This window comes from Flavobacterium sharifuzzamanii, from assembly GCF_003254585.1.
Taxonomy (GTDB): Bacteria; Bacteroidota; Bacteroidia; order Flavobacteriales; family Flavobacteriaceae; genus Flavobacterium; species Flavobacterium sharifuzzamanii.
This window is the reverse complement of record NZ_QJGZ01000038.1, coordinates 349064-365403: the sequence shown is the minus strand read 5'-3', so window position 1 is coordinate 365403 and position 16340 is coordinate 349064. Positions and strand designations below refer to the sequence as shown.

Genomic DNA, 16340 nt, shown 5'->3' with positions numbered 1-16340 from the left:
TAAGACTTCATTTGAGGAGAGTTGCCTCAACACCACTTTTCAGCCACAAAAATTTCTTTTTTACCTCAGACTTTTCAATTTCGTTTTTTAAAGATTTTGCTGATTGTTTAAAGTGCCACCAACCTTCATAATGTATCGGAATTACAACGCTCGGTTTCAAAAGTTGGGCTGTTGCAATTGCTTCCGTGCCATTCATTGTCACTCGTAAATTTCTTTTTAAATAAGGAAATGCACCAGCGCCTAAATGCAAAATAGCTATATCTACATTTTTCTTTTGCTCCAGTTCGTGTAATCCTTCAAAAAGCACAGTATCTCCTGAGATATACAAACAGCCGTTTTGCTGACCTTCCCATTCTAAAGTAAAACCGATAACCTTGCCCATAACTCTGTTCAATCTTTTAATATTGGTATGCTGAGCCGGTACTGCTGTGATTTTTAGATTTTTTACTTTTTCAGTTTCAATATTATATTCTTGCCAGTTGTCAAGTCCTATTGTATTGGTGTTTTTTAAACGCTTTACAGCATCTTTTGTTGAGAGAACAGTTGGAACGGTTTGAATAAAAAGACGCCCTTTTTTATCTAAATTATCACTGTGATGATCGTGACTTAATAAAACTAAATCTACTTTTCCAATTTCTTCAGTAGATAGGGAAGGACTGCAATATTTTTTGGAAAATGCCATAGGACTGCTGACATATTGAGGAAAAAATCCATCTTTTTTGTCTAAAGTAGGATCTGTCAAAATTTTAAAACCATTTATATTTATCAGCACGCAAGCCGTGTCGATGTGTGTAATTGTAACTCCCATTTGTACTCGATTTTAATTGTTAAAATGTTCATACAAATCTGAGCTTAATAAATGGTCTGCAAATTGACTTTGGTCAAGAAATGCGTTTTCTTATACGACTTAAAGTTTCTGGTACGACTCCAATGTAAGACGCAAGATATTTCAGCGGAATCTGTTGAATGTATTTCGGCTGTTCAAATAGCAATCTTTCATATCTTTCTTGAGGCGTTTTGGTTAAAAGATCTAATTCCCTTTTTACCTTCTTATCGAGAAGATATTCAGTTGCGATACGTCCGAGTTTTTTTGCTGTTTCGCATTTTTGGTAAAGATATTGTAAGCTTTCGTGTGATATAGAGTATAATTGACAATCAGTCAATGCCTGAACATAGATTTCGGTTTTAGCTCTATTATAAAAAGAATCGTATGCGCAATAAAAGGAGTTTTTAAACGCAAAATCAAATGTAATTTCTTTATCGTTTGCAACAACATAATATCTGACAACTCCAGTATCTATAAAAGATAAATAGTTTTCTAATTGCCCATGAACTAGAATTAACTCATTTGCAGAGAATTGTCTGGTTTTAATACAGCTTAAAAATTCAGCTAAAGTATGTTCTGGAAAGCCTAGCTTTTCAAAATATTCTATTATTGATATCATTTCAAACGATTCAGTATTTATTTTACGCTAATATACAATCATTCCAACAATTTAAAATAGTGAGTAAGCTATTGAATTGTTGCAAATCTTTAGAAAAAGTTCTAAATTACATTCAATCTAAAAAATAAAAACATAAAGATGAAGCAGCAAAAAGATTGGTCAATAGACGAAATTCAAAATACTTGGCAATTAGTCTCAAAACTTCATGACGGACAAAAATACGGTGGGAGTGATGAAGGCGAAAGAGTAGAATACATCAATCATATCGGAAGTGTCGTTTTTGAAGTTTTAAATGCCGTGCGGTTAACAGAGAATATGAATTCCGATTTGGCAGTAAAATGTGCCATGCTTCATGATACTATCGAAGACACGGCATTTACTTATGAAAAAGTTGTCGATTTGTTTGGATCTCAAGTTGCATCTGGGGTTTTGGCATTAACCAAAAATGAAGAAATTGAGGATTCATTTGAAAAAATGCGTGATAGTTTAAACAGAATTAAAAAACAGCCAATAGAAGTTTGGGCTGTGAAAATGGCCGACAGAATATGCAATTTATACGAGCCTCCATATTATTGGAACGACGAGAAAAAGTTAAAATATATCGAAGAAGCCGAAATTATATATAATGAACTTAAAGATGGAAATGTCTATTTAGCAGACAGGTTAAAAAATAAAATTCGAGAATATAATCGTTTTCTTAGCACTGCTAATCAATTGTAATAGCAAAAACTCCTTAAGAAATTAAAGACTTTAGCAATTTCTATAATGTATTTGCGTCATAGCTAAATGCAAGAAAGATTTAAACCATTAAAAAACTTATTTTAATGGTTTAAAGTCTTCTAAAGGCAAAAGGACATTCAAGCCAATACTATTTTTGCATCATGAAAATTAAAATTTTGATGCTATGATTGATTTGAATATTCCTGACTCTGTACTAATAAAGAAATATCTAGAAGGCAATGAAGAGGCTCTCTCTACATTAATCAAAAGACATGAATCTAGAATATATAGTTTTATAAATTCTAAGATTAAAGATAAAGATATTTCAAATGATATTTTTCAGGACACTTTTATTAAAGTAATCAAAACTTTAAAAGGTGATCTCTATAAAGAGGAAGAAAAATTCCTTTCTTGGGTATTAAGAATTTCCCACAACTTAATTATTGATCACTTTCGAAAAGTAAATCGTATGCCAATGCAAAGGGAAACTGAAGATTTTTCTATTTTTTCTATCATGCAGAGTGACTCTCAAAATATTGAAGATCAAACAATCACAAATCAAATTCAAACTGACATCAAGAAACTTATAGAAGAACTTGCAGATGATCAAAAAGAAATAGTGATAATGCGGATTTATCAGAATATGAGTTTTAAGGAAATATCTGAAGAGAAAGAAATTAGCATAAACACAGCATTAGGAAGAATGCGTTATGCTATGAATAATCTGAGAAAAATCATAGAAAAAAATAAGATGATTTTAGATTATTAATTTTCTTTTGTCAATCTATCCAGTTCTTTTAATAAAGTTGGCATTCTAAATTCTCCATGCATACTTTCAACTTTTTTAAAAGCTTCGTCCAAATCGATTCCGATAGAAGTAATATATAGCGGTTTCTTGCTGTCGCCTCTAAAAAGTGCTTTTTTGTTCTTTTCTATAGAGGCAAAATTTGTTTTGGCAACACCAATAATCGGAATTTTTTTATTCAGTTTTTCATACAAATAACCACCCAAACCATATTTCTGTTCATCATTTAAGTACACAAAGCCATCAACAACGATTACTTCAACATTAGACAAATCAGTTTGATTTAATAAACTCAAAATGCATGGCAATTCTCTTTTATAAAATTCTCCAGGAATATATTCCGCTACATTGTCTATTATTTCAGAATAAATTTTAAAGTTTTTATCTTCATTCCATTCTGCAAATTCTAGACAGATTGTTTTTGCTTTTTGGTCAAAGTAATAAGTATCAAAAGCTAAGATCATATATTGTTTTATAAGGCATAATAAGAGTTTAAAATTAGAAAAATCATTTAGAAACAGCTCTTTATTGGAGATAATTAATTTAAAAGTTTTCTTTAGCTCCAATTCGGGATCAATCAAAAATCCCAAAACTTTATAATTCAAGTTTTTGAAAAACTCGTAAATAGATGTAGTTTAGCTAAAACTTTAAAAAAAATCCCTTTCCAATTACATTTGAATATGAAATGGATCACTAGAGAAAGACCAAAAATAGATCGAATTGCCTGTCCGTGGCTGATTCGAAAATTTGTTGATCCTGAATCTGAATTTATCTATGTCCCTTTTGATGATGTTATGGCAAAATCGAGAGAACTTGATGCTATTCCGTTTGATGTTCCAAATGTTGAATTTACGCATTATAATGAAGAATGCACCTTTGATTATATCATAAAGAAATATGATATAAAAGATCCAGCGGTTAAAATTATCGCAGGAATTGTGCGTGGCGCAGATACTGATAGACATGAAATTGCAAAAGAATCAGCTGGGCTTTGGGCTATTTCTGCTGGACTAGCTTATAATATCACTGATGATTACGAGCTGCTAGAAAAAGGAATGCTTTTGTATGACGCCTTATACAGCTGGGCTACACACTTATATCAGCAAAATCATCTGCAAAATAGTCCGTTTGAGAAACTGCTGCATGAAGTCTATAACAAATTTCTAAAAGACAAAAAAGCATTAGGAAAAACACCTTCTTGGGTAAAGGATTTAAAGAACTTAATTCAAGATCAGGTTGATGCTCAATTTGCTTTTGATTTAAAGAAAATTTCAAGCGAATTAGATTTAAATCCGTCCTATTTATCACGAGAATTTTCTAAACATTTTGAAGATTTAAATTTTGGCGAATATGTTAGAAAACTTCGCATTGAAAAAGCAATCAATCTTATCGAAAATTCCTCTCATAATTTAACTGAAATAGCTTACATGACCGGCTTTTCAGACCAAAGTCATTTTACCAGAATTTTTAAGCTCCATACAGGGAAAAATCCTTCTGCTTATAGAAAAAAGTCAAAAAAGTAAACCAGATACAAAAGGTAAATTGGGTTCTATTTTTTGATCGCAGATGCTTCTAGCTTTGTTTTTATAACCAAAATTATAAAACAATGTCTTCTAAGTACACTTTCTTTTTTGCCTTATTATTTGTTGGTTTTAAGGCTTTCTCGCAAACTACATATCCAAAAATAACAGGATACTTTGGTATTATGCATCCTATTGTCACTATAAATAAAGATGAAACTACTGTAAACTTTAGAGATTATTATGCTGTTGGTTTCCCTACAGGCATTAATATCTGGAAAAATGAAAAAATCGGATTTTCTTTTGAAATGGTTCCAAACATAAAAGACGATCAGGGAACAAGCAAAGTGACCAATCTACTGTTTCATCCAGGAGTTTTGGTTGCTTTAGGAAAGGGGTATACATTTGCTGGTAGAGCTGCTTTTGAAACTAGTGGAAGATATGGTTTTACCCCTATTTTTAATAAAATAATTATAAAGAATAGCAGTTGCAGTTATTATGTTGCTGTGCCTTTACCTGTTCGTTTTGGCAACGATCATCCAGCTAGTTTTACGGTAGGCTTTCAGTTTGGAATTGCTTTTTAATCATTTAAGATTAAAAATTTTCTATAAATTTAATTGATTATCATTAACTTAGTTATAATCAATTAAAACTAAAGTTTATGAAAACTAAAATGATATGGGCCAACTTGGTTTCAAACGATTTGCAGAAAACAATTCAATTCTATACTGATTTAGGCTTTAAACAAAATGGACAAAACACAGACGAAATTGTAAGCTTTTCTATTGCAGAGAATAGTTTTATTATCAACTTTTTTACAACCGATAGATTTAAAACTGCTTTAAAAGGCAGTTTAGTAAATGCTAAAAATGAGAATGAAATTATCTTTTCGCTTTCTGCAGAGAGCAGGGAAGAAGTAGATCTTTGGTATGATAAAGTTAAAAAAGTTGGTGGAACTATTTTCTCTGAACCAGAAAACTACCAATTGGGGTATACTTTTGGTTTTTCTGATCCAGACGGCCATAAATTCAATTTTTTATATTGGCCTGGAATGTAGTTTTAACACATTACTCGTCATCAGAACCACAATATTCATTATAAAAGAAGACCATATCTTTAATGTTCTTTTTAGTGAATTTCTTATTATTGATTCTTTCTATCACTTTTTTACAATCTCCAAAGTATTTTTTGGCTCTCAAATTAAAACTGAACTTAATATCTGTGACATATAATTCCGTTTTACGTTTTACATAAAATGCTTCAGACATTTCCCAACTACCATCAGTATTTGTTGGGAGGTTGTTTGCGTCAAAATTTGTATTTCCTCCTTTAAAATATATTTTAGCATCTCGATAAAGATTTACATATCCTTCTTCAACAACCTGAAGTAATTTTGGTTTTGAATGTTCAAATTCAACATATTCATATTTTTCAGAATATCCATACGCTGCAAAAATTAAACCTTTTACAATATCGTAACTCCATTTATCAGCTTTGTCTTCTTGTTTTATTTTAAAATAAATAACATTATTTTTAATTTCGGCAAAACCTTGAATAGAACTGCTGTCATTAAAAATTATTGATGCTTCCCTATAATTCTGACTACATGCAAAATTGATAAAAAATAAGAATAGAAGCTGTTGAATTAATTTCATTTGGTTTAATTTCTTTTTGCTAATATAAATACATCTACAGTTTTTTTTACCATATCGCAAATTTTCAATAAAAACTTGCACCTAAATTTCGTACATGAAAGAATTAGTAAATTATATATTGCAGTTTAGCAATCAGTTCCCGTGATTAAAATTAACCACTAATTTTTTATTTGCATGTATTATTTGCTGAGGATTAATCATGTTTGGACTAAATATCAAATCATAGTTTTTATCCTTTGGCTTAAATTGATTCACGCCATAAGCCACACTATTTGCAGGTATATTTTTGGTTATGATAGCTCCCGCGCCAATAACTGAATTTTCGCCAATAACTATTGGACCTAAAATTTTGGCGCCATCAGCAATAATGACATTTTTAGCAATAATTGGATTTCCGACGTTCTCCCATTCGTTATTGATTTTATTGTACTTCAAATTGGCTCCAATGGATACGTTTTGAAAAATAACCACATTCGCACAGATTTTAGATGCCACGATTGTACATCCGCGTCCGTGATGCGCAAACAAAATGGTTTTATCCATTTCTGCACAGTTTATTTCGCAACAATATAATTTCTCTAATAAATTGCCAGCAAAGAGTTTTAAAAACTTACTTTTTGAATGACAATTTATTTTAACTAATGTATTAAACATATTATTTTCAAATGTTTAGCAATAACTCATAACTCATAACTCATAATTTATAACTAAATCAAGGTTCCCAAAGCTCAATTTTATTACCTTCTGTATCCATAATGTGTACAAACTTGCCATATTCATAGGTTTCGATATCATCAAGAATCGTAACTCCGTTTGCTTTCAGTTTTTCTACAAGACCTTCAATATTCTGAACTCGATAGTTTACCATGAATTCTTTTTTAGAAGGAGCAAAATATTCATCCCCTTTCTTAAAAGGACACCATTGTGTAGATTCTATCTCTTCTGGATTTTCTAGATTTCTAGATTCAAAACTTGCAGAACCCCATTCGTTGATTTCTAATCCTAAATTCTTAGCATACCATTCTTTGGTTTCTTTCGGATTATCCATAAAAAAGAAAATACCGCCAAGGCCAGTCACTTTTGGTGTTGTATCGTTTGAATTATTTTCCATTTCAGTAATTTTTAAGATTGTTTTTCAAAATCTAAGTTATAAATAATTCTTGTATTCAGGTTTTTAAAGTTTTGAATTATATTTACATTAAAATTAAAAATTCTTTCTAAAAAAATGCTTTATGAAAACCGAACGAGTATATAAGTTATTATTTTCTAGCGTATATCCTTTATATATTCAAAAAGTAGAAAAAAAGGGACGTACTAAAGAAGAACTAGACATCGTAATAAAATGGTTAACAGGATATAGTGACAAGCAACTTCAAGAACAAATTGATAAAAAAGTTGACTTTCAAACTTTCTTTGCCGAAGCTCCAGAACTAAATCCGAACGCTTCTAAAATTACAGGAGTAATCTGCGGCTATCGTGTAGAAGAGATTGAAGATCCCTTAATTCAAAAAATGCGATATCTCGACAAATTAATTGATGAAATCGCCAAAGGAAGAAAAATGGAAAAGATTTTAAGAGAATAAAAAAGAGGCTTTTAAAAAGCCTCTTTTTTAATGATTTTTTCTGAAATATAGCCTGTGGTTTCAACCACGGGAACACAATCAAAAAAAAACAATTCGTGTCCTGTGGTTGAAACCACAGGCTATGTTTTCAAAACATTTATTAAGCTTGTAATCTAATTCCCTGCAATTATCTTAAACTCTAGCCTCTCGCAGCATAATTAGTAAAATATATTCCGTAGGATATCTCGTCGGTAGAAAGAGAAAATCAGTCTGTATGTGTCCTGTAGGGACACTTGATTTTTATGACAATACATATAAAAAAATAATCAAACGTTCCTACGAAATGAATTATCTTAAACTCTCAGCAAACCACGAAAGCCTCTCGCTGCATAATACGATTCTGCACCATTATGGTAAACAAAAACCGTATTATATCTAAAATCTGAGAAAATTGCACCGCCCAGCTTTCTTATTTCTGGCGGAGTTAAAATCCAGCTTGACGTTTTGGCATCAAATTTTCCTAATTTTTGAAGTTCTTTGTATTGCTGTTCATTTAAGATTTCAATTCTCATTTGTTCCGCCATATTTATAGCGCTGTCAGCTGGTTTATGTTCTTTTCTCTTTTCGAGCGCTTCATGATCGTAACAGATACTTCTACGACCTTTTGGGCTCTCGGCTGAGCAATCTACAAAAAGATATTCTTCAGTTTTTGAATCGTATCCAATTACATCTGGCTCGCCTTCAGTCCTTTCCATTTCATCAAGTGACCATAGTTTTGATGGATTAGCTTTCAGTTTGGCTTCAATTTTTGACCAATCTAGATTCTCGTGACGGTTTTTATTCTTTTCAAAACGCTTTTCTAGTATGCTCAATAATTCGTCTTGTTCGTTTACGGTAAGTTCCTTTTTCATTTTTCTAAGTTTTTAATTAGAACTGCATCTTCTAGTTTCTGGTCTGAAATACCAAGAAACTACAGTTAAAACAATCAATAATATTGGTCCAAAAAGTGCTGATACGTCATCTTTTACAGCTAAATGTGAAACTACAGCTCCCGACATTGCAAAAAAGAAACCTGCATAAGCCCATTCTTTCAGTAAACCAAATTTCGGAATTAAAATTGCAATTACTCCTAAAAGCTTCCAAACACCTAAAAGCGTTAAAAAATAAAGCGGATAGCCTAGCTTCTGTATCATTTCTGCTTCTTCTTTTACAGGTATCAGTTGTACAATTCCTGTTGCCGTCATTCCCAAAGCCAACCATAAAGTGGCAATCCAGTAGATAATTTTATTTCTTTTGCTCATGATTTTTATTTTAGTTTAGTTACAATTTCTTCCAATCTGTTGTGTGCCATATTTAATCCTTGTGCGAATGGCAGTTTTAACTGTGTCATTCTATGCTCGATAGATTTATAAATGATCTGCATAGTCAATTTGCTAGTGTCAGCTGTTAGTTTTTCAAACTCCAAAAATTCTAATTGAGGCGCAAAATTGACGTTATCCATTTCAAAAGTGCGCACTATTTTTTCATTCGGAACAAAATCATGAAAAACACCATTTGCCTTAAAAACTATATTTCCATTAGGATCGCTGGTTTCATACTCCCATCCACCATATTTTTTGCTTTCCAGCTTCAAGACTTTGGTACCCATCCATTGCGCTACAATTTCAGATTCGGTGTGAGCTTTAAATAATAATTCAACTGGCAGATTAAATTCTCTGGTAATCACAAGATCTAGTCTGTCATCTTTGGCGTGAATTTTTGTTTTCTTTTCCATGGTTTATTTTTTATAGTTTTTCATAATTGCTTCTAACTTATTAAAACGATCATCCCACATTTTTCTAAATGGCTCGATGAACTTGTCAATTTCTTTCATTTTTTCTGGGTTTAAATGATAATAAATTTCTCTTCCGTTTTGAGTTTGGTGTAATAGTTCACATTCGTTCAAAATCTGAATATGTTTTGAAATAGTCTGTCTTGACGAATTAAAATTCTCTGCAATTGCCCCAGGTGTCATAGCCTGAATGGCAACTAAACTTAAAATAGCTCTTCGGGTAGGATCGGCTATTGCTTGAAAAACATCTCTTCTAATTTCCATTGTGCAGTTATTTGACTGCAAATATAATGAAGTCATTTGACTGCACAATATTTTTTTTGATTTTTTTTTCAAAAGAAAACCTTCAAACTTTTCAATTTGAAGGTTTTATAGTGTTTAATTAATTTAGAAAAGACATTTCTAATCAAGTCCAGCGAACTGAAAAGCCTTTGTTTCCTTGAAATTACTCAAAGATTCACCAGAATAATTCTCATTATTTGCTAAGCTCAATTTTTTGATTTTCCCTTTTTCACTAAAATCAATTTTACTGAATTCAACCCAAATAACATTTGGATTCAAAACGTTATCAAAATAGTAAACAAGATTTTTTTGATCTGCAACTGTTCTCCAGCGGGTAGAGGAGATGTTAGGTTCTGTTTCTGATGAAATCCCTAAAGGAACAGAACAATTTCTAATAACGCCAAAGACACTTGCCAATGCCGTTCTGGTATTATCTGTTTTCGGAATGGCATCAATATAATAAGAAGCTCTTACGAAGCGATCTGCGGCACGATTGGTTCCTGGAAGCATAATTGTGCCCGGTATCCCTTTCCAATACGCATTAATGGCTAATTGCTGGTCAAAAATAGGAGAATTGGTCATTGCTACATATTTTCTATCATGATGAATAACCAATTTGCCGTTTATATATTCGAAAATGGCATTATCGCCACTGGCATCAGAAATAGACAAATGAACCGTAGCGAAAATATTGGTTCCGGGAATATGAGAAGATGTAATCACAAAATCGTTTTTTTCTAACGCAGAAACCGTTTCTGAAACGGTCGAAAAATTATCCAAAACATACTGAAGCCATAAGGAAACGGCCAAACCTTTTACTTTTCCATTTTTCTCAAATGCAGGATATTGCGACTCTACAAGCCATAAAAGATTGCCTACAAGTCCTTTTTCATTCATACCATCAGAAGAAGCAATGTCCCACGAACTTGTAATAACGCTTCCGTATTTAGATTTCCATTTTATTGAACTTGTACCAACTTCTCCAGCTCGTTCAATTCCGCGAGGAAAAATCCATAGATTGGCAGGAATCTCTCCGCGCCAATCCATCGAACGGGCAGTAATGATTGTTCCGTTTAGGCCTTCGTAGACTATTCTCGTACAAGGCAAAACTGTTTCGGTTATCAATAATGTAAAAGCAAGTAGGGCAGGAAGAATTCTGTTTTTGGATTTCATAATATAAAACATTTAATTAAACGTTAAGTTCTGATTTTCAAAAGTATACTTGTAGAATAAATAGCTTAAAAGATAAGCGTCTCTGCAATTTACAGATTATTTCGTAAAAAATTAGCTATAAAATAATAGTTTTTTCACCCCAAAAAAGTAGTTGTTGCTTAATGTTTCAAGAGTTTTATTTGATGTGCAATTAAAAAAGCGCCAGAATTATTCTGACGCCTTTTTTCTTTTAAAGCGAGATCGTTTTTTCAATATCGATTTGATCTAAAAAAGACTGATCGTGCGAAATCACAATTAAAGTTCCTCGATATTCATTGATTGCAGTGGTTAATATTTCAATATTTTGAATATCCAGATTATTTGTAGGCTCGTCTAGAATGATAATCTCAGGCGATTCGTTGCTAATGGTTAGACAGCAAAGTATTAAGCGCATTCTTTCGCCTCCGCTTAATGCGTTACAAGGTTTATCCCAGTCATTTCTAGAAAATAGAAAGCGGTTTAACCTCATTTTTATTTCGTGCTCTTCTAAACCGCAGTCATTAAAAACTTGAGCCTGTTCATAAACTTTAAGGCTTTGATTTAGCAATGAATAATCTTGATCAATATAAATTGCTTTTTTTGCCAATGAAGTGGCTTGTCCTTGCATTGGAATCAATTCTCCAAGAATAATTTTGATTAAAGTTGTTTTCCCAGAACCATTCAGACCTTTTATGGCAAGTCGTTCTCCAGAAAGAATTTCAAAATTGAGATTTTCTTTCCAAAGAATTTTATTTTCATAAGCATAATTTATATCAGAAGCTTTAAAAAGTGTTTTTCCTTTGAGGAAAGAAGTAGTATCAAATCCGAATTTCATTTGATCTATAGCCGGAAGTGACGAACGCAACTGTCTCAAATCTTCAGAAATACCACTGATTTTCTCGGCATGAACATCTTTGAGTTTAGAACTGCTGTTTTCTGCTTTATTACGAAGCGTATTCATCATAATTCTGGCAGCACCAGACTTCTCCTGTTTCTTTTTGCCTCTAGAATCCAGTTTGTTTTGGCGTTCAATGGTTTCTCTTTCTTTTTCTTTGGCTTTTCGCAAAGCCTTTTCTTTGCTCTGAACATCTTGTTCTAAAGCATTATTTTCAATTTTCTTCTGTTCATTATAAAAATCATAACCTCCGCCATAGACTGAAATTTCATTTTTTGACATTTCTAAAGTCTTATTTAAAAGATTAAGAAGTGTTCTATCGTGACTAACAACTAAAAGTGTACTTGATGTAGATTTTATAAAATTATACAATAATTTTCTGCCTGAAAAATCTAAGTGATTACTAGGTTCATCCAGTAAAACTAAAGCGGGTTCATGAATCATAATTCCAGCCAAAAAGACTTTGGTTTTCTGTCCTCCGCTTAAAGTTTCCATTTTCTTATTCAGATCCAAATCATGGAGTTGCCAATAGGTCAAAGCTTCATTACAACGCTCTTCGATTGTCCAATCGTCATTTAGAAGTTGAAGATTTTCTTCGGTTACCACACCTTCAAGTATTTCTTTAAGTGAAGTTAGCTTTTCCTTTATTTGTAAAGCTTCAGCGATTGTAAAATCATTAAACTGACCAAATAATTGAGGCACAAAATAAGCTTTTGAATTCTGAATAATCTGTCCCGAAAATGGTTGTAATTCACCAGAAATGATTTTTAATAATGTAGATTTTCCAACACCATTATTTCCGACTAAAGCGGTTTTATCGTGATGATTTAGAGTAAAACTAATGTTTTGAAACAGCATGTCTTTATTCTCATGCTGATATGAGATATTTTGAAGAATAAGCATAATTCCTTTCTTTTATAGATAAATAATTAAGTAATCACAAAACTGTGATTACTCGCTAAATTTTCTGAAAGAAATTATTTTTCACATACCGTAATACTTATTTTAAGAAGAGCAAAGATATTTATTTTAGTTCTAAAAATCAAAAAACCATTCTTAACGATTGAAAAGAATGGTTTTTTAGCATTGAATTACGCTGTAATTCTATATTTAAATTTTACTAAATGTCAGTTTGGCTTCTTTGGTATCTAGAATTAATTGATCATCTGTTATTGTGCTCACACATTCATAAGGTGTACCAACTTCATCTTTTATAACAAGTTTTTTACCTTTTTGTGTTAACGCGTAAGTTCCGTCGGTGATTTCACGAAGCAAGTATCCAGTAACGTGCCCATCTTCTGTAAAAGTAAGCATACCGTTGGCCAAAATCGCGTTTTTTGTAGAATCAGAAACACTTTCTTTGGGTTCTACTGCAGTAACTTTCCATGAATTCACAAGCTTGTCTCTTTTAAGATGGCATGAAACTATTACGACAGCAATTGCAATTACGAGGGTAAATAATTTAGAGTTTTTCATGATTTTGTGATTAAAAGTTAAACAGGAAAAAGTTACAAAAAAAAACGACATTAAGATATTCGAAATCAAATATTTATAAAGATTTTTTTTACTTCTTAAAATAAATTGCTTTTACTACACAAAACCTCTGTTTACGGGACTTTTACTGATAACCAATTGTTTATAAATTAACTCTAACTGAAGTTAGAATTAGTCTGATTGGCTTTTTGAGGTATATTAATTTAAGGTTAAAGCTCCTAAAATTTCTTCATACATAAACGGGCCTCCCGGATAAGTTGCCGTATAATCCAAGTTCATCCATACTTGACCACGCTCATCTATGTGATAATGCAGTTTTTTCCCGTAACTTTCTTTTACAAAAAGCACGTTTTTAATTAAATAATTGACTTTTTCCAAATCAATCATAGAACCAATTAAGATCTCAGGATAAATATGCCCTTTCGTATGAATAAGGCGAGGAGTGCCACCGATAGAACGTACAGCGGCAGCCATTAAAATGGAGTGATCATCGCAATCGCCAGAGAAATATTCTAAAGATTCGCTGGCGGTTGCGATATAATCACCGTCTTTTGGATCGTTTACATAGTTCCATCTGCCGTTTATTTCTTTAAAAACAGCAAAGCATTGAATTATGGTTCGATAATCTGAATAACCTCTTATCCCTTTAAAATGCTTTGTAGTCGCCATAATGGCAAAATTTCGCACTTTCGGATTCTGGTATTCTATGGCATTGATAATTTTTGTCTTATTGGGAAACGGAAGCAGTTTTGCTACAATAATATCCTGCGGATAGGGATTGTCAGACATGGTGTAAATCATAGAATTATAATCTTCTGAGATTTCGTTAAAACCATAATTTCCAATTACAGATCCATAGAATAGAATTAATAAATAAACAGCAACACACAGAATAATAATTGTTCTGAGATACATCAGAAGAAAAAATACAGCTGCAAAAACAAAAATAAAGATGAATATACGATCTAGATTGAATGCCCATTCCAAATCTATTAAATTTTGATGCAGTATGATGAAAATTGGAATTGTAATTAAAAGACTTAGAATCGAGATAATAATCCTGTCCCACGGTGATTTCACCTGTAGTTTAGATTTTAATCGCGGTAAGTCAATTTTAGGGAATTTCATCATACGAATCAAAAAGCAGTATTTACAATGCTTTTACGGTTTCTACAAAAATACTTTTTTTATCAATAATTCCCAGATCAAATAATTGATTTTGAATTTTATTAAAAGATTTTTCTGTCAAATTTTTCTGTGACCATTGTGTCAGTTTCAGCCATTCTTTAATATCTTCTGCTTTTTGATTAAACAGTTTAGATAATTTTTTGTCGATTTCTGGAATCTCTTTAAAATCAACTGTTGTTTTGTTGATTATTTTAAGAATCGTTTCTACCGTTTTAGGATTCTTTTTCAAGAATTCATCACGTCCTACAATAATAAATGAAGGCCATGGAGTAGGACAGTCGTCAATACGTCTGAAAACACCTTTATCTACAAGAGGCTTTGTCATAAAACGCTCCCACATAAAATAATCTGCTTTTTTATTAGTCAGAGCATCCACGGCGCCATCAATTGTATTTACAATCTCAAATTCTAGATCATCCATTTCCCAGCCTTGTTCATTTGCATTTACATAAGCCATTAATTGTGATCCCGAACCTATTCTAGAAATCGCCGCTTTTTTGTTCTTAAGATCTTTCAGCGTTTGAAAATCTGATTTTGCATCAACATGAATTCCCCAAATTAAGGGAGATTGCACATAAACTTGAACAATTTTACTCGGATTACCAGCTGCAATATCTTTAAGAATTCCTTCGGTTAGAATAACAGCCAAATCTGTTTCTCCGTCACGAAGCATTTGACACATTTTCCCGGTTCCTTCGGGAACATTTGTCCATTTTAAGTCGATGTTCTCTTCTTCAAATTCGCCGTTTTCAATACATAGATGCCACGGCAAATTGAAGTGTTCTGGAACACCCGCAATTTTGACAGTTTTCATTTATTTTAAGTTTAAGTTAAGTTGCTTGGTATGCGTATGCGTAATCTTATGGTTAAATTTGGTTAGTTTAGTTCTTTAATAAATCTGCCCTATGTTTTTCTGAAAGGCAAGGTTCTGCAAATTCTATAATTTCTTTAGATTCATATTCATTGAGAAGACTTCTTACTAACGAATAATCAATATCTTTAGCTATTTCTGCCGCAAAAAAAGTTTCGTTTAATCCTTCAGACAGACAATTGAGCGCTTTTAATTTTTCTCTAATGATTTCCTTATCAAAACCTTTTTCTAAAACAGCCACCTGAATAATTGAATTTCCAGAATTCTGAATCGTTTTTCTATGCATAAAACGTTCTTCTGTTTCATCGTACTCAGCATAAAAAATGTCATCAGTAGCAATTAAAGGCCCAAAAAAAGGAATATTATCCAGTTTAAAAAGACCTTTTTCTAGATCAATAATTTCTGCCCACATAGTTTCAGATACTACTTCATCTAGATAATCACTATAATATTTAAATAGTATTTTCTTATGAGTTTCTTGTTCCATTATTCAATTTCGCTAATTACAGCTTTTAAGGGAGATATCACGATTCTATAGCCATCTGGATCCTGAATCATTTTTCCGTTTTCATTCCAAAAAGGATTCAGCGATGGAATAACTGCAATATTGTGCTGTGTTAATTTATTTACTAATTTGTCGTAATCTGCAATAGTTTTTGGGTATAAGACCATAACATCATCTTCATCAAAAGTATGTTTTGCAGCAATTTGAGATTGAGTAAACTCAAAATGCCAGTCTAAACCTGGTTTTCCGATAAAAACACCATCATAATTGTTATGATGTTCAAATCCGCCCAATCGTTCAAATCCGAGTACATCAACATAAAAATTTTCAATTCTTTCTAAATCATTCGTATGTCTGGCTACTCTCAAAAACATAA

At 32.0% G+C, this 16340-nt stretch carries 23 protein-coding genes; 6 read left to right on the top strand and 17 right to left on the bottom strand.

Annotated features, from left to right (window positions below):
- Positions 1-7: 7 nt before the first annotated feature.
- Entirely contained in the window at positions 8-808 is an 801-nt protein-coding gene (locus DMA14_RS12300) for an MBL fold metallo-hydrolase (RefSeq protein ID WP_111424941.1), read from the bottom strand.
- 73 nt (positions 809-881) lie between these two features.
- Complete coding sequence (locus DMA14_RS12295; RefSeq protein ID WP_111424940.1) at positions 882-1445, bottom strand: Crp/Fnr family transcriptional regulator; 564 nt, start codon at positions 1443-1445, stop codon at positions 882-884.
- 138 nt (positions 1446-1583) lie between these two features.
- Here DMA14_RS12295 and DMA14_RS12290 point away from each other — a divergent pair, with 138 nt between their 5' ends.
- Both DMA14_RS12290 and DMA14_RS12285 read left to right on the top strand, forming a co-directional pair.
- Positions 1584-2165: an HD domain-containing protein gene (locus DMA14_RS12290; RefSeq protein WP_111424939.1), complete on the top strand. Its 582-nt coding sequence runs from the start codon at positions 1584-1586 to the stop codon at positions 2163-2165.
- A 184-nt stretch (positions 2166-2349) separates the two neighbouring features.
- Complete coding sequence (locus DMA14_RS12285; RefSeq protein WP_111424938.1) at positions 2350-2934, top strand: RNA polymerase sigma factor; 585 nt, start codon at positions 2350-2352, stop codon at positions 2932-2934.
- On the opposite strand, the gene DMA14_RS12280 is transcribed toward DMA14_RS12285, so the two are convergent.
- Complete coding sequence (locus tag DMA14_RS12280; RefSeq protein WP_111425045.1) at positions 2931-3434, bottom strand: endonuclease V; 504 nt, start codon at positions 3432-3434, stop codon at positions 2931-2933. The two genes, DMA14_RS12285 and DMA14_RS12280, sit on opposite strands and share 4 nt — an antisense overlap.
- A 216-nt stretch (positions 3435-3650) precedes the next feature.
- On the opposite strand from DMA14_RS12280, the gene DMA14_RS12275 reads away from it, so the two are divergent.
- The 3 genes from DMA14_RS12275 (at position 3651) to DMA14_RS12265 (ending at position 5547) form a co-directional block, all read left to right on the top strand.
- On the top strand, positions 3651-4493 hold the full coding sequence (locus DMA14_RS12275; protein ID WP_111424937.1) for a chromate resistance protein ChrB domain-containing protein: 843 nt from the start codon (positions 3651-3653) through the stop codon (positions 4491-4493).
- Between the two features lie 83 nt (positions 4494-4576).
- The gene (locus DMA14_RS12270) at positions 4577-5074 is read left to right on the top strand and encodes a hypothetical protein (protein ID WP_111424936.1); all 498 of its coding nucleotides are present in this window, start codon (positions 4577-4579) and stop codon (positions 5072-5074) included.
- A 77-nt stretch (positions 5075-5151) separates the two neighbouring features.
- The gene (locus DMA14_RS12265; protein ID WP_111424935.1) at positions 5152-5547 is read left to right on the top strand and encodes a VOC family protein; all 396 of its coding nucleotides are present in this window, start codon (positions 5152-5154) and stop codon (positions 5545-5547) included.
- Between the two features lie 10 nt (positions 5548-5557).
- On the opposite strand, the gene DMA14_RS12260 is transcribed toward DMA14_RS12265, so the two are convergent.
- From DMA14_RS12260 to DMA14_RS12250, 3 genes are all read right to left on the bottom strand, one after another.
- Positions 5558-6145, bottom strand: coding sequence for a hypothetical protein (locus DMA14_RS12260; RefSeq protein ID WP_111424934.1), 588 nt, complete (start codon positions 6143-6145; stop codon positions 5558-5560).
- Between the two features lie 132 nt (positions 6146-6277).
- A complete protein-coding gene (locus DMA14_RS12255; RefSeq protein WP_238989966.1) occupies positions 6278-6688 on the bottom strand; it encodes an LbetaH domain-containing protein in 411 nt (136 codons plus the stop codon).
- A gap of 169 nt (positions 6689-6857) precedes the next feature.
- The gene (locus tag DMA14_RS12250) at positions 6858-7256 is read right to left on the bottom strand and encodes a VOC family protein (protein WP_111424932.1); all 399 of its coding nucleotides are present in this window, start codon (positions 7254-7256) and stop codon (positions 6858-6860) included.
- A 121-nt stretch (positions 7257-7377) separates the two neighbouring features.
- Between DMA14_RS12250 and DMA14_RS12245 the strand changes: the two genes are divergently transcribed.
- Entirely contained in the window at positions 7378-7728 is a 351-nt protein-coding gene (locus DMA14_RS12245; protein ID WP_111424931.1) for a DUF2200 domain-containing protein, read from the top strand.
- A 332-nt stretch (positions 7729-8060) separates the two neighbouring features.
- Here DMA14_RS12245 and DMA14_RS12240 read toward each other — a convergent pair whose 3' ends face one another.
- From DMA14_RS12240 to DMA14_RS12190, 11 genes are all read right to left on the bottom strand, one after another.
- Positions 8061-8618 carry a DUF4256 domain-containing protein gene (locus DMA14_RS12240; protein WP_111424930.1) on the bottom strand — a complete coding sequence of 186 codons (558 nt, stop codon included), beginning with the start codon at positions 8616-8618 and terminating at the stop codon, positions 8061-8063.
- 12 nt (positions 8619-8630) lie between these two features.
- A complete protein-coding gene (locus DMA14_RS12235) occupies positions 8631-9008 on the bottom strand; it encodes a DoxX family protein (RefSeq protein ID WP_111424929.1) in 378 nt (125 codons plus the stop codon).
- A 5-nt stretch (positions 9009-9013) separates the two neighbouring features.
- Complete coding sequence (locus tag DMA14_RS12230) at positions 9014-9481, bottom strand: SRPBCC domain-containing protein (protein ID WP_111424928.1); 468 nt, start codon at positions 9479-9481, stop codon at positions 9014-9016.
- A 3-nt stretch (positions 9482-9484) separates the two neighbouring features.
- Positions 9485-9802: an ArsR/SmtB family transcription factor gene (locus DMA14_RS12225; RefSeq protein ID WP_111369098.1), complete on the bottom strand. Its 318-nt coding sequence runs from the start codon at positions 9800-9802 to the stop codon at positions 9485-9487.
- Positions 9803-9940: 138 nt separating this feature from the next.
- Positions 9941-10993 carry a linear amide C-N hydrolase gene (locus tag DMA14_RS12220; RefSeq protein ID WP_111425044.1) on the bottom strand — a complete coding sequence of 351 codons (1053 nt, stop codon included), beginning with the start codon at positions 10991-10993 and terminating at the stop codon, positions 9941-9943.
- 229 nt (positions 10994-11222) lie between these two features.
- Positions 11223-12809 carry a ribosomal protection-like ABC-F family protein gene (gene abc-f / locus DMA14_RS12215; RefSeq protein WP_111424927.1) on the bottom strand — a complete coding sequence of 529 codons (1587 nt, stop codon included), beginning with the start codon at positions 12807-12809 and terminating at the stop codon, positions 11223-11225.
- Positions 12810-13016: 207 nt separating this feature from the next.
- Entirely contained in the window at positions 13017-13382 is a 366-nt protein-coding gene (locus DMA14_RS12210; protein ID WP_238989965.1) for a hypothetical protein, read from the bottom strand.
- 216 nt (positions 13383-13598) lie between these two features.
- Positions 13599-14531 (bottom strand): transglutaminase, encoded by a 933-nt coding sequence (locus DMA14_RS12205; protein WP_111424925.1) that lies wholly within the window; start codon positions 14529-14531, stop codon positions 13599-13601.
- 19 nt (positions 14532-14550) lie between these two features.
- Entirely contained in the window at positions 14551-15402 is an 852-nt protein-coding gene (locus tag DMA14_RS12200) for a substrate-binding domain-containing protein (protein ID WP_111424924.1), read from the bottom strand.
- A gap of 67 nt (positions 15403-15469) precedes the next feature.
- Positions 15470-15946 carry a DUF4265 domain-containing protein gene (locus tag DMA14_RS12195; protein WP_111369106.1) on the bottom strand — a complete coding sequence of 159 codons (477 nt, stop codon included), beginning with the start codon at positions 15944-15946 and terminating at the stop codon, positions 15470-15472.
- A complete protein-coding gene (locus tag DMA14_RS12190; RefSeq protein ID WP_111424923.1) occupies positions 15946-16338 on the bottom strand; it encodes a VOC family protein in 393 nt (130 codons plus the stop codon). The genes DMA14_RS12195 and DMA14_RS12190 overlap by 1 nt, the downstream gene beginning before the upstream one ends.
- Between the last annotated feature and the right edge of the window lie 2 nt (positions 16339-16340).

Excerpts from the sequence above, each read along its gene's own strand:
- DMA14_RS12225 (WP_111369098.1), bottom strand. The coding sequence starts at position 9,802 with ATGGAAATTAGAAGAGATGTTTTTCAAGCAATAGCCGATCCTACCCGA.
- DMA14_RS12205 (WP_111424925.1), bottom strand. The coding sequence starts at position 14,531 with ATGATGAAATTCCCTAAAATTGACTTACCGCGATTAAAATCTAAACTA.
- DMA14_RS12220 (WP_111425044.1), bottom strand. The coding sequence starts at position 10,993 with ATGAAATCCAAAAACAGAATTCTTCCTGCCCTACTTGCTTTTACATTA.
- DMA14_RS12300 (WP_111424941.1), bottom strand. The coding sequence starts at position 808 with ATGGGAGTTACAATTACACACATCGACACGGCTTGCGTGCTGATAAAT.
- DMA14_RS12235 (WP_111424929.1), bottom strand. The coding sequence starts at position 9,008 with ATGAGCAAAAGAAATAAAATTATCTACTGGATTGCCACTTTATGGTTG.
- DMA14_RS12265 (WP_111424935.1), top strand. The coding sequence starts at position 5,152 with ATGAAAACTAAAATGATATGGGCCAACTTGGTTTCAAACGATTTGCAG.
- abc-f (WP_111424927.1), bottom strand. The coding sequence starts at position 12,809 with ATGCTTATTCTTCAAAATATCTCATATCAGCATGAGAATAAAGACATG.
- DMA14_RS12295 (WP_111424940.1), bottom strand. The coding sequence starts at position 1,445 with ATGATATCAATAATAGAATATTTTGAAAAGCTAGGCTTTCCAGAACAT.
- DMA14_RS12190 (WP_111424923.1), bottom strand. The coding sequence starts at position 16,338 with ATGTTTTTGAGAGTAGCCAGACATACGAATGATTTAGAAAGAATTGAA.
- DMA14_RS12230 (WP_111424928.1), bottom strand. The coding sequence starts at position 9,481 with ATGGAAAAGAAAACAAAAATTCACGCCAAAGATGACAGACTAGATCTT.
- DMA14_RS12240 (WP_111424930.1), bottom strand. The coding sequence starts at position 8,618 with ATGAAAAAGGAACTTACCGTAAACGAACAAGACGAATTATTGAGCATA.
- DMA14_RS12255 (WP_238989966.1), bottom strand. The coding sequence starts at position 6,688 with ATGGATAAAACCATTTTGTTTGCGCATCACGGACGCGGATGTACAATC.
- DMA14_RS12270 (WP_111424936.1), top strand. The coding sequence starts at position 4,577 with ATGTCTTCTAAGTACACTTTCTTTTTTGCCTTATTATTTGTTGGTTTT.
- DMA14_RS12245 (WP_111424931.1), top strand. The coding sequence starts at position 7,378 with ATGAAAACCGAACGAGTATATAAGTTATTATTTTCTAGCGTATATCCT.
- DMA14_RS12290 (WP_111424939.1), top strand. The coding sequence starts at position 1,584 with ATGAAGCAGCAAAAAGATTGGTCAATAGACGAAATTCAAAATACTTGG.
- DMA14_RS12275 (WP_111424937.1), top strand. The coding sequence starts at position 3,651 with ATGAAATGGATCACTAGAGAAAGACCAAAAATAGATCGAATTGCCTGT.
- DMA14_RS12260 (WP_111424934.1), bottom strand. The coding sequence starts at position 6,145 with ATGAAATTAATTCAACAGCTTCTATTCTTATTTTTTATCAATTTTGCA.
- DMA14_RS12285 (WP_111424938.1), top strand. The coding sequence starts at position 2,350 with ATGATTGATTTGAATATTCCTGACTCTGTACTAATAAAGAAATATCTA.
- DMA14_RS12280 (WP_111425045.1), bottom strand. The coding sequence starts at position 3,434 with ATGATCTTAGCTTTTGATACTTATTACTTTGACCAAAAAGCAAAAACA.
- DMA14_RS12200 (WP_111424924.1), bottom strand. The coding sequence starts at position 15,402 with ATGAAAACTGTCAAAATTGCGGGTGTTCCAGAACACTTCAATTTGCCG.
- DMA14_RS12195 (WP_111369106.1), bottom strand. The coding sequence starts at position 15,946 with ATGGAACAAGAAACTCATAAGAAAATACTATTTAAATATTATAGTGAT.
- DMA14_RS12210 (WP_238989965.1), bottom strand. The coding sequence starts at position 13,382 with ATGAAAAACTCTAAATTATTTACCCTCGTAATTGCAATTGCTGTCGTA.
- DMA14_RS12250 (WP_111424932.1), bottom strand. The coding sequence starts at position 7,256 with ATGGAAAATAATTCAAACGATACAACACCAAAAGTGACTGGCCTTGGC.